This window comes from Butyricicoccus faecihominis (assembly GCF_024462775.1).
Classification (GTDB): Bacteria; Bacillota; Clostridia; order Oscillospirales; family Butyricicoccaceae; genus Agathobaculum; species Agathobaculum faecihominis_A.
Genome location: NZ_JANGCE010000016.1, coordinates 1 through 11,705, shown reverse-complemented (window position 1 = coordinate 11,705; position 11,705 = coordinate 1). Strand labels below are relative to the sequence as shown.

The window sequence follows — 11,705 nt, the reverse complement described above, 5'->3', positions numbered from 1 at the left end:
CAATGCCCCGCGGGTCTCGCCCGTTACAGCGGGCAAAAAGCGAGAAACTTAGAGTGGAACCGCGGAAAACGGATGTTTGCCGCCTCTTAAGGGAAACCTTGAGAGGCGGCATGTTTATTAAACTGTAAAAATTGATATAAAATAAAGAATCAAGTAAGGAGAACTGCTATGAAACTATTCAATACCCTGACGCGCCAAAAGGAGGAGTTTGTGCCGCTTACCCCGGGCGAGGTTAAAATGTACTCCTGCGGACCGACGGTGTACAACTATTTCCATGTCGGCAACGCCAGACCGTTCATTGTGTTCGATATCCTGCGCCGCTATTTTGAATACCGCGGCTACAAGGTGGATTTTGTGCAGAATTTTACCGATATCGACGACAAGGTTATCAATAAGGCCAATGAGGAAGGCGTTGATTTCAACACCATCGCGGAGCGGTATATCAAGGAATACTACGTCGACGCGGAGGGCCTCGGCATTGGCCGCGCGACCTACCACCCGCGCGCGACCGAGACCATGGACGCGATCATCGACATCGTACAGAAACTGCTAGATAACGGCCACGCCTATCTGGCCGATAACGGCGATGTATACTTCCGCGTGAAATCCGATCCCGGCTACGGCAAGCTGTGCCACCAGCCGATGGAGGACTTACAGGCCGGCGCGCGTATCTCGGTTGGCGAAACCAAGGAAGACCCCATGGATTTCGCGGTCTGGAAGGCCGCCAAGCCCGGCGAGCCCGCGTGGGACACGCCGTGGGGCTCCAAGGGCCGTCCGGGCTGGCATATCGAATGCTCGGCCATGGCGACCAAGTACCTCGGCCCGACGATCGACATCCACTCCGGCGGGCTTGACCTGATCTTCCCGCACCATGAAAACGAGATCGCCCAGTCCGAATGCGCCAACGGCTGCGATTTTGCGCGCTACTGGCTGCACAACGGCTTCCTGACCATCGATAATGAGAAAATGTCCAAATCCAAGGGCAACTTCTTTATGGTGCGCGACGCCGCGAAGGAATTTGGCTATGAGACCATCCGCATGTTCATGCTTTCCGCCCACTACCGTACGCCGCTGAACTATTCGGTCGATTCGCTGAATATGAACAAGGCCTCGCTCGCCCGCCTGTACGAGGCGCGGAATAATTTGGAGTTCCGCATCCAAAAAGCCGCCGGAGACGCCATGACCGCCGATGAAACCGAAAAGCTGACCGCGCTTTCCGCCTACAAGCAAAAGTTTATCGACGCGATGGACGACGACCTGAACACGGCCGACGCGCTTTCCGCCGTATTTGAGCTCACGCGCGAGATCAACGCCTACACGGGCGCGCATCAGGACGCCACCCGCGCGTTTTTGCAGGCCGCGCACGCCCTGTTTATGGAACTGACCGGCGTACTGAACATTGCGCAAAAGCGCGAGGACGCCGCCGCCGACCCGGACGCGGAGAAGATCGAAGCGCTGATCGCCGCGCGCGCGGAAGCAAAGAAAAATAAGGATTTTGCCGAAGCCGACCGCATCCGCGGCGAACTGTCCGATATGGGCGTTACCATTAAGGACACCCGCCAAGGCACGCAGTGGACGAGGGAATAATATAAAAAAGCGCCTATTGCTTCCAATAAGCAATAGGCGCTTTTTTTATCACGTGCTTATTCCACGAGTCCAATCTCGCGCAGCATTTGCTCGGCCGCCGCCGGGTCGGCTTTGGCCGGGTCCAGCGGGATCGTGAACAGGGCGTGCGGGCCCTTGATATCGTTTGTGAACGAAATGGTCCCGTCCTCATGCATTTGAAATTCCTTGTTGGAGGGCGCATCACCCTCATATGCGGCCAGATACACGGTGTGGTCGGCAAAAACCTCCAGATTTGCGCAGTCAAACAGATAATACGCCACGCCGTCCTTTGTAAAGGACGCGGCGGAGCCGCCCAGCGTCCATGCGTTGACCTGCCACGGTAAATAGCCCGAGACCAGCGGCGTGAATACCGTGTTCAGATTATTTGCAGGATCGCCCATCGCCGCGCCGTCCGTACGCGCGATCGAGGCGACCACATACGTGCGCTCCTCGTCCACTTCCTGTGCATAATCCGATAGTCCCGCGCCGCTCACCATGCCGGCAAGCGTAAAGGTATATCCTTCTGATTGCACGCTTTGGTCGATCCGGGTCGCGCCCACGCTATCAAAGGCCGATTGCAGCGTGGAATCGGACAGCTCCCCCGCTACCTGATTCGGACTGAGCAGCGTCGCCGCCGCCGCTGCCGAAACGATTAGGGCGGCCGCCGCCGCGGTGGCCGCGATGGTATGCTTTAAAGAACGTCTGGTTTTCATCAATTCGATCTCCTTTTCCGTTCGCCCGCCTGTCACACGTGTGAGCTTCTCAATGGTTTCCTTACGAAAGTCCTCCCTCAGCTCTGTGGCGTTCAGGGCGGCGCGGTATTTTTCGCGGTTCATTCGAAGTCCTCCTTTATGATTTCTTTCAGTCTGGCCCGGCCTCGTGCCAAGCGGGACCCCACGGTTGATGCAGGCAGTCTCAATAATTTCGCTATTTCCTTAATGGAATAGCCTTCGTAATAGTACAGATGGATGACAGCGCTGTATTTGCCGGGCAAGGTGCGCACAGCGGAAAGAAGCTGGGCTTCGTCTTCCCGGGCCGGCAGTTCAAGCTGGTCGATCGGAACGGTGGCTTTGGCCGCCGCGCGGCGAAAATCGCAGGCGCGGTTCATCGTCGCACGGATCAGCCATGCCTTTTCATGCTCCTCATCGCGGAACTTGGGAAGCGTTGTCATCAGCTTGATCAGAACTTCTTGCACAACGTCCTCCGCATCCGTGGGTGAAAGCCGCGTAAGGGCCAGCTTATGCAGCATACGGCTATACCGGTCGACGATGCGGCAAATGTATTCATTGGTACCGGACGAACACACATGCTCAACTCCTTTCACCTACAACACGTTTGACAGGCCCGATATTTCCCACGCAATCCAAAAAAATTTTGCAAACAAAGAACCTATCGCCTTTTTACAAGCGATAGGCTCTTTTTCAGTCTCTTTCCGGGCGCTTGCCGCAAAAATGCACCTGATAGCGCTCAAGGCAATCCTCGATCACCTTGACCGCGTCGTCGCGGGGCAGCGCGTCCGAGGTGGTGGTCTGCTTGTGCTCCAGACCCTTGTACACCTCGAAAAAGTGCGCGATCTCGTTGGCGTAATGGGGCGGCAGCTGATCGATATCATGGTAATAGTTCCAGTTTGGGTCTTCACAGGGGATGGCGATGATCTTATCGTCCACCTCGTCGGAATCGATCATGCGAATGACCCCGATGGGGTAACAGGTCACTTCGATCAGCGGATCGAGCGTTTCCGAACAGAGCACCAGCACATCGAGCGGATCGCCGTCGTCCGCGTAGGTGCGGGGAATAAAGCCGTAATTGGCAGGATAATGGGTCGAGGTATAGAGGATACGGTCGAGCCGCAGCAGCCCGGTTTCCTTATCCAGCTCATACTTCTTTTTGCTGTATGCGGGGATCTCGATGACGGCCACGAATTTATCGGGCGTCACATAGCGGGGATCGATGTCGTGCCAAATGTTTCGCATGCGTTTCATTCCCTTCTTCTTTCTCTGGTAAGCCTAGTTTAGCAGATTCTAACTGCCGCCGCAATAGAGCTGGCAAAAAGGTTTTTCCGTTCTTTTTACAAAAAACTCATTGTTACCATGGAGAAATGCGATATAATATCCGTAAGACAGCTATTATGATGGCGTATAAAATTTTACAACCAGCGGCGCCCAATGGGCTGATGGGACCTTTTTTTTCTCAGCCGCTGTGGTATAATAGCCGTAAAACGGCTATTATACCCGGATCAAATTCATTATACCATCAGCGGCGCATAAGCGTGTTTTAACACTTCGAAAATGCTTGCCGCTGTGGTATAATAAAGATATACCGCTGCATAGAGGGGGATCAGACATGCCGGATGTGATATGGGATCAGGGCTTCACGCAGAACCGCGAGCTCTCTTGGCTGCAGTTCAACGCGCGCGTACTCGCCGAGGCGGAGGATGAGACCGTGCCGCTGCTTGAGCGGGTCAAATTTCTTGCGATTTTCACCAGCAATCTGGATGAATTTTTTATGATCCGCGTCGGCAGCCTATGCGACATGGCCGCTGTGGACAAAAACGGGATCGATAACAAATCCGGTATGACCGCCAAGGAGCAGCTGCGCCGTATTTACGCCGCCGTACCCCCGCTGTACGAACGGCGCGACCGCGCGTTTGCCGACGTTGAGACACGTTTGAGGGACGAAGGGCTGGAACGCCTTGATATCGCCGACCTTGTGCCGCACGAGCAGAAGTTTATCAAGCAGTACTTTAAAAATGTGGTCGCGCCCGTTCTGTCCCCGCAGATCGTCGACGGGCACCATCCCTTCCCCCATCTGGAAGGCAAGGTGCTGCATATCGGCGCGCTGCTCAGCCGTAAAAAGAACGAGGTGCTTGGCCTGCTGCCCGTGCCCGCCTCGCTGCCCACGCTGGTGTTTATGCCGGACAGCAAGACCCGTTACGTGCCGATCGAAGCTATTTTGCTTGAATACGCCGGCCATGTGTTTGAAATGTACGATGTGCTGGAAAAAACCGTGTTCTGCGTCACCCGCAACGCAGATATCAACCCGGACGACGAAGCCTTTGAATACGAAACGGATTTTCGCAAAAAAATGGAGAAGCTGCTGCGCCAGCGCCGCCGCCTTGCGGTGGTCCGGGTCGAGATTTCACGTCCCATCAGCGACCATTTTACCGAGTATTTCCGCCGCCGGTTGGATGTGACGGATAACCAGATCTTCATTTCGCGCACCGCGCCGCTGAAAATGGATTATGCCGATACGCTGGGCGACTGCCTTTCCTCCACGCGCCGCGCCGCCCTGTCCGATCCGCCGTTTTCGCCCCAGCAGCCCGCCATGCTGCCCGCGGGCCAAAGCCTTTTAAAGCAGGCGCTCCGGCGCGATATCCTGCTTTCCTATCCCTATGAATCGATGGAGCCGTTTTTGCAGATGATCCGCGAGGCCGCGAACGACCCCGCCGTTGTTTCCATCCGCATTACGATCTACCGCATCGCGCGCAAGGCAAAGCTGGTCGAATACCTGTGCGCCGCCGCCGAAAACGGCAAGGACGTGACCGCGCTGATCGAGCTGCGCGCCCGGTTTGACGAACAGAACAATATTGACTGGTCCGAGCGCTTGGAGGAAGCCGGCTGCAAAATCATCTACGGCTTTGAGGATTACAAGGTACACTCTAAAATATGCCTGATCACCCGGCGCGAAAAAGGCGCGGTCCGTTATATCACGCAGGTCGGCACGGGCAACTACAACGAAAAAACCGCGACGCTCTATACCGATGTGTCCCTCGTCACCTCGTCCGAATCCATCGGCGTGGATGCGAACACGTTTTTCAACAATATGGCGCTCGGCAATCTGGAAGGGCGGTACGACCGCCTGCTTGTCGCGCCGAACGGCTTTAAACCGCGCATACTGGGGCTGATCGACGAACAGATCGCGCGCGGCGGCGACGGCTATATTCTCTTAAAGTTCAATTCGCTGACCGATATCGACATCATCGCCAAGCTGCGGGAAGCCTCGTGCGCGGGCGTAACCGTGGAAATGATCGTGCGCGGCATCTGCTGTCTGCTGCCCGGCGTGCCCGGCAAGACCGACCGCATCACCGTGACCAGCATCGTGGGCCGTTATTTGGAGCATTCGCGCATCTTTGTATTCGGCCGCGACGACGCGGAGAAAATGTATATTTCCTCCGCCGATTTGATGACTCGCAACACTGAGCGCCGCGTCGAGATCGCCTGCCCCATCGATTCGCCCGAGGTGCGCGCCCGTCTGCACGGCGTTCTGCGCGCCATGCGCGAGGACACCGTCAAGGCCCGCCTGCTCCAGCCGGACGGCGGCTATATCAAAAAGCCCGCCACTTCCCTTGGTCCGACGAGCGCGCAGGTCCAACTCATGCGTGAAGCCATGGAAAACGCGCACAACCAGCCCGAACGAAGCGCACCCGAACCCGCCGGATGGCGTAAATTCTTCAATAAGCTGCTGGGCAAGGTGGAGGAGTAAACGCTTCCCCTCCGGCGGCTCATATCCCCTTTTTAGAGAGGAAACAACCATGTTTGAAAAAATAGAAGCCCTTGCGGCGCGACTCGACGAGCTCGAGGCGCGCCTTTCCGCGCCTGACCTGTACGACGACCCGGCGCGGGCCGCGAAGCTCCTCAAGGAACGCGGCGATCTGGAACCCATCGTGACCGCGTACCGAAAATATCAGGCCGCGCACACAGCCATAGAGGAAGCGACCGAGCTGCTGAACGACCCCGATATGAGGGAGCTGGCTCAGGAAGAACTGGCTACCGCGAAAAACGACGTGGCCCTGCTGGAAAACGAGCTGAAACTGCTGTTATTGCCGCGCGACCCGAACGATGAAAAGAATATTTTCGTTGAGATCCGCGGCGGCGCGGGCGGTGAGGAATCCGCCCTGTTCGCGGGCGACCTGTACCGCATGTACACCATGTACGCGGCGCGGCGCGGCTGGGAAACCGAGATCATGAGCGCGAACGAGACCGAGCTTGGCGGCTATAAGGAGATCATATTCCGGGTCGCGGGTGAAAAAGTCTATTCGCGGCTTAAATTTGAATCCGGCGTGCACCGTGTGCAGCGCGTGCCCGAAACCGAAAGCCAAGGCCGCGTGCACACCTCCACCACGACGGTGGCCGTGCTGCCCGAAGCCGAAGAGGTGGACTTTTATCTCGATCCGGGCGATCTGCGCGTCGATACCTTCCGTTCCAGCGGCGCGGGCGGCCAGCATATCAATAAAACAAGCTCGGCCATCCGCATCACCCACATCCCGACCAACACCGTGGTCGAATGTCAGGATGAGCGCAGCCAGCATAAAAACCGGGACAAGGCCATGCGCGTGCTCCGTTCCCGGCTGTATGAAGCCGAGGTGGAAAAGCAAAACGCCGCCATCGCGGCTGACCGCAAAAGTCAGGTCGGCACGGGCGACCGGTCTGAGCGTATCCGTACCTATAATTTCCCGGAGAATCGCGTGAGCGATCACCGCATCAAACTGACGCTTTATAAGCTCGATCAGTTTTTGAACGGCGACATGGACGAGGTGCTGGACGCGCTGATTGCCGCCGACACCGCCGAAAAGCTGCGCGCGCAGGGCGAAATGTAAATACAGAAATAGGAGGCGGATGATCATCGTAAATTTTCTCATTTTGGCTCGATTTTTGTTGGTGGATACCGGTATCCTTTTCATTTTCGCGAGCGTCGCCTTTGCGATCTTTTGTTTTTACTGTCTTTCCAAGAAAAAAATGCGCCATAAATCTTGGATGTTGATCAGTGTCGCTCTTTTTGCTATCGCAATTTATCAGTCCAATAACTTTTTTGATCTGGGCATTGGCATTCCGCGAAAATTTTCAGCAGAAAACTGGGCCAAAACGGAAGCCGTTGAACGACACTTTATGGTGGACGATCTACTCCAATCAACAAACATCATTGGTTTGACCGAGGAAGATGCGCTTGCTTTGCTTGGCACGCCTGATTATATTCATACCGACGATCTGCTCAGCTACATCATTGATCAGCCCTTCGATGAATCCACACTTGATTTTCATTTAAATCAGGGAATTATCACCACTTACGAAATCATTCCAGAGCATTAATTATTATTTGGAAGTGTAAATTTAATGAAAACCGTTATACTTTCCCCACAATCCGATAAAACCGCAATGCAAACCGCCGCTACTCTGATAAAAGCGGGCGAAGTGGTGGGTATGCCCACAGAAACGGTGTATGGACTGGCGGCAAACGCGCTGAATGGCGCGGCAGTGGAAAAAATCTTCCGTGCCAAAGGCCGGCCGCAGGATAATCCGCTGATCGTCCATATCGCGGATTTTCAGCAGATCTACGATCTGTGCCCCCATGTGCCAGATAGCGCGGCCCGTTTGGCGGAGGCCTTTTGGCCCGGCCCGCTGACCATGATCGTGCCCAAGGGGGATTGTATCCCGAACGAGGTCTCCTGCGGGCTGGACACGGTGGGTATCCGCCTGCCCTCGCACCCAGTGGCGCGCGAATTGATCCGCGCGGCGGGCGTTCCGCTGGCCGCGCCCAGCGCCAATACCTCGGGGCGGCCCTCCACCACAACGGCGGAGCATGTTTTGAACGATATGGACGGAAAGATTGCCGCTATTTTGGACGGCGGCGCTTGCGGCGTCGGCGTGGAATCGACCGTTGTTTCGCTCGCTGGAGAAAAGCCGCGCTTGCTCCGTCCGGGCGGCATAACGCTTGAACAGTTGGATACCGTGCTGGGCGAAGTGGAAGTGGACCGCGCGCTTTACGAAAAAATAAGCGATGATACGCGCGTTTCCGCGCCTGGCATGAAATACCGTCATTACGCGCCCAAAGCGCCTGTGACCGCTGTGCGCGGCGCGCCGGCGGAAAGCGCCGCCTATATTCTCGCGCATGCGGCGCGGGCGGACGGCGTATTATGCTTTGACGAATGCGCGGCCGCATTTGCAGGGCTTTTCGTTGTTTCCTTCGGCCGGTCGGACGATCTTCCCACGCAGGCGCGCGAGGTTTTTGACGCGCTGCGCGCGTTTGATGAAACCGATGTACATACGATTTGGGCACAGTGCCCATCGGACGAGGGCTTGGGACTCGCGGTTTCCAACCGCATCAAAAAAGCCGCCGGCTTCCATATCATCGAGCTTTAAATTTTTGTTCCGCATATCCCTAAAAGGACTGGTTACAATGAAAATAATAGGATTAACAGGCGGAAGCGGTACGGGAAAGGGCACGGTTGCCGGTCTGCTCTGCGAGCTGGGCGCCGCCTCGGTGGACGCGGACGCGGTTTACCGCCGTCTGTGTGAATCGGATACCGCCATGCTGGACGCGCTGCAATCCGCCTTTGGCGATATTTTGTTGCCAAACGGCGCGCTCGACCGCCCCGCTCTCGCGCGTATCGTCTTTGCCGACCCGGATCAGTTGGCGTTGCTCAACGATATTACCACGCCCTATATCCGCGCCGCTTCGATCCAAGCGCTGGAGTCCTTTTCCGACCATCCCATTGTGCTGTACGACGCGCCGACCCTGTTTGAGACCGGCGCGGAAGTACTGTGCGAGCGCGTGATCGGTGTGATCGCAGGGCGGGAAACCCGCGTGGAACGCATCATGGCGCGCGACGGATTATCCGAAACAGCCGCCCGCGCCCGCATCGACGCCCAGCCGGATGATGCATATTACCGCGCGCGCTGCGACTATCTGATCGATAACAGCGGCGATCTGGAAAACCTGCGCCGCCAAACAAAGCAGCTATACGACACCTTACTAAAGGAGAATGCAATATGAAAGCAGAAGACCTGTTCTACGACAAAAAAGCCGGTTTTGACCGCCTGACCCGAAGCGACAAGACCGCCATGCAGACCTATGCCGAGGGTTACAAAGCCTTTTTGGACGAAGGCAAAACCGAACGCGACGCTGTGACGGAGCTTGTCCGCATGGCGGAAAGCAAGGGCTTTCGCGCCTATACGCGCGGCGAAGCCGTTGCCGCGGGCGACCGCCTGTACCGCGTCAACCGCAATAAGGGCGTAACGCTTGCCGTAATCGGCAAAAAGAGCCTAAAGGACGGCGTGCGGCTGACTGCCGCGCATTTGGACGCGCCCCGGGTCGATATCCGCACCGTGCCGCTCTATGAAGACAGCGGCATGGCCTATTTCAAAACCCATTATTACGGCGGCATCAAAAAGTACCAGTGGACCGCCATCCCGCTGGAGCTGCGCGGCGTTGTCTGCGTTTGCCACAATGGCCGCGTCAAAACGGTCAATATCCGCGTCGGCAGCGGGCCGAACGATCCGAAATTCGTCATTACCGATCTGCTGCCCCATCTTGCCAGCGAGCAAATGGCCAAAAAGGCCACCGAGATCGTTAAGGGCGAGGGATTGAACATTCTGATCGGCTCTGTCCCGTCCGAAACCGAGGATGAAAAGGTGACCGAAAAGGTAAAGCTCGCGGTGATGGAGCATTTGAACCATGAATACGGCATGACGGAAGCCGATTTCCTTTCGGCGGAGCTGTGCTGTGTACCCGCCTTCCAAGCCTGCGATATCGGTTTCGACCGTTCGTTCATCGGCGCTTACGGTCATGACGACCGCGTTTGCTCTTATACGGCGGCGACAGCGCTGCTCGATCTCAAGGGCACGCCCGCGCACACCTGCGTCGCGCTGCTGGTGGATAAGGAAGAAACCGGCTCGGACGGCGTAACGGGCATGCAGTCCCGCGCGTTTGACACCTTTATGGCCGATCTTTGCCGCGCGCAAGAGGTATTGCCCGAGGAATGCTATGAAAACTCTATCTGCCTTTCGGCGGATGTGTGCAACGCCTTCGATCCGAATTTCCCGGAAGTTTCGGAAAAACGGAACGACGCGCGCGCCAACTGCGGCTTCGCGCTGGTAAAATACACGGGCGCGCGCGGTAAATCCGGCACATCGGATGCGACGGCCGAGCTGATGGCCCGTATCCGCTGCATTTTTGATAAGTCCGATATCATCTGGCAGACCGGCCAGCTTGGCCGCGTCGATCAGGGCGGCGGCGGCACGGTCGCCATGTATCTGGCCAATCGCAACATCGATACGGTGGACGCAGGCGTGCCCGTTCTCTCCATGCACGCGCCGTTCGAGCTAATCGCCAAGCTGGACCTTTATATGGCATATAAGGGCTTTGGAGCGTTTTATAAGGATTAAAGTCTGCTTTTTATGTGATAAACTGATATTTCTGTACGGTCTACTCGTCAGCAAGGCTGAAAAAGAGTATAATGGTGTCGAAGTATGGGGGAACTCATTCCCTCTGACAAAAAAGGAGATCGATACCGATGAAAAAAAGAATTCTTGCCGCCGGCCTGTCCGCTGTCATGGCATTGTCCATGGGCGCCACCGCGCTTGCCGCCGATGACCAGATGGACATTGCGCCCAACCAGACCGCGCCCGTTTCTTCCGGCGTTCCGGATGATGTGGCTGATACCGCATGGTACAAGGCGGCGGTAGACTATGTGCTGAAATACAATCTGATCGATCTGTCCGCCGCTATGGGCGGCAAGGTCAACTTTGAACCCGAGGTTGCCATTACCCGTGAGGAAGTTGCGGAAACAATCTTCCGCGACGCGAAACTGCGCAACGTGAGCGACGTGGAGAACGCGGGCAACGCGCTGAAAGAAATGGCGGATTACAATGAGATCAGCGCACCCTTCCTGCAGGGCGTTTCCTTCTGCTATTATTCCGATATTATGAAGGGCGACGAGCAGCACAAGATCAACCCGAACGCCAATATCACCCGGGAAGAGCTGGCCGCTGTGTTAGAGCGCTACTATAAGTATCTGGTGCCGACCTCGGCGGACGCATCCTCCGGCATGGCGATAGAAGAGTTTACGGACGCCGCTTCGATCAGCAAGTTTGCGGTAGAGCCCGTGCGCTTCTGCATTGCGAACGATCTGCTGCGCGGCAACGCAAACGGCTCCTTTAACCCCAAGGGCAACGTGACCCGCGCGGAAATGGCGCGGATCGCGTTTAATATGGAACAGCGCTTTGTGGCCAAAGCCTACGAAGGCCTGAAATTGATTACCAAGTAAATCAAAAAGGGGCTGAAAATAAGTTCTCACAAATGAATAGAAAACTGTTGCAAAGCGA

11 protein-coding genes are annotated in these 11,705 nt (G+C 56.3%); 8 read left to right on the top strand and 3 right to left on the bottom strand.

The features are described 5' to 3' along the window. Nucleotides 1-168: 168 nt before the first annotated feature. Nucleotides 169-1,587, top strand: a complete 1,419-nt coding sequence (cysS, locus tag NE562_RS09570; protein ID WP_280962189.1) for a cysteine--tRNA ligase — start codon at nucleotides 169-171, stop codon at nucleotides 1,585-1,587. A gap of 56 nt (nucleotides 1,588-1,643) precedes the next feature. Here cysS and NE562_RS09565 read toward each other — a convergent pair whose 3' ends face one another. From NE562_RS09565 to NE562_RS09555, 3 genes are all read right to left on the bottom strand, one after another. Beyond that, the gene (locus NE562_RS09565) at nucleotides 1,644-2,441 is read right to left on the bottom strand and encodes a hypothetical protein (protein WP_280962188.1); all 798 of its coding nucleotides are present in this window, start codon (nucleotides 2,439-2,441) and stop codon (nucleotides 1,644-1,646) included. Continuing rightward, nucleotides 2,438-2,911: an RNA polymerase sigma factor gene (locus tag NE562_RS09560; RefSeq protein WP_280962187.1), complete on the bottom strand. Its 474-nt coding sequence runs from the start codon at nucleotides 2,909-2,911 to the stop codon at nucleotides 2,438-2,440. The genes NE562_RS09565 and NE562_RS09560 overlap by 4 nt, the downstream gene beginning before the upstream one ends. Nucleotides 2,912-3,026: 115 nt before the next feature. Continuing rightward, on the bottom strand, nucleotides 3,027-3,578 hold the full coding sequence (locus NE562_RS09555; protein WP_280962248.1) for an inorganic diphosphatase: 552 nt from the start codon (nucleotides 3,576-3,578) through the stop codon (nucleotides 3,027-3,029). Between the two features lie 370 nt (nucleotides 3,579-3,948). Between NE562_RS09555 and ppk1 the strand changes: the two genes are divergently transcribed. The 7 genes from ppk1 (at nucleotide 3,949) to NE562_RS09520 (ending at nucleotide 11,647) form a co-directional block, all read left to right on the top strand. Continuing rightward, entirely contained in the window at nucleotides 3,949-6,087 is a 2,139-nt protein-coding gene (gene ppk1, locus NE562_RS09550; RefSeq protein WP_280962186.1) for a polyphosphate kinase 1, read from the top strand. A 49-nt stretch (nucleotides 6,088-6,136) separates the two neighbouring features. Further along, entirely contained in the window at nucleotides 6,137-7,201 is a 1,065-nt protein-coding gene (gene prfA / locus NE562_RS09545; RefSeq protein ID WP_280962185.1) for a peptide chain release factor 1, read from the top strand. Between the two features lie 19 nt (nucleotides 7,202-7,220). Next, nucleotides 7,221-7,691, top strand: coding sequence for a hypothetical protein (locus NE562_RS09540; RefSeq protein WP_280962184.1), 471 nt, complete (start codon nucleotides 7,221-7,223; stop codon nucleotides 7,689-7,691). A 24-nt stretch (nucleotides 7,692-7,715) separates the two neighbouring features. After that, nucleotides 7,716-8,741: an L-threonylcarbamoyladenylate synthase gene (locus tag NE562_RS09535; RefSeq protein ID WP_280962183.1), complete on the top strand. Its 1,026-nt coding sequence runs from the start codon at nucleotides 7,716-7,718 to the stop codon at nucleotides 8,739-8,741. A gap of 37 nt (nucleotides 8,742-8,778) precedes the next feature. Continuing rightward, nucleotides 8,779-9,375, top strand: a complete 597-nt coding sequence (gene coaE / locus NE562_RS09530; protein ID WP_280962182.1) for a dephospho-CoA kinase — start codon at nucleotides 8,779-8,781, stop codon at nucleotides 9,373-9,375. Next, nucleotides 9,372-10,766: an aminopeptidase gene (locus NE562_RS09525; RefSeq protein ID WP_280962181.1), complete on the top strand. Its 1,395-nt coding sequence runs from the start codon at nucleotides 9,372-9,374 to the stop codon at nucleotides 10,764-10,766. The genes coaE and NE562_RS09525 overlap by 4 nt, the downstream gene beginning before the upstream one ends. 128 nt (nucleotides 10,767-10,894) lie before the next feature. Beyond that, entirely contained in the window at nucleotides 10,895-11,647 is a 753-nt protein-coding gene (locus NE562_RS09520; RefSeq protein ID WP_280962180.1) for an S-layer homology domain-containing protein, read from the top strand. The last annotated feature ends 58 nt before the right edge of the window (nucleotides 11,648-11,705 follow it).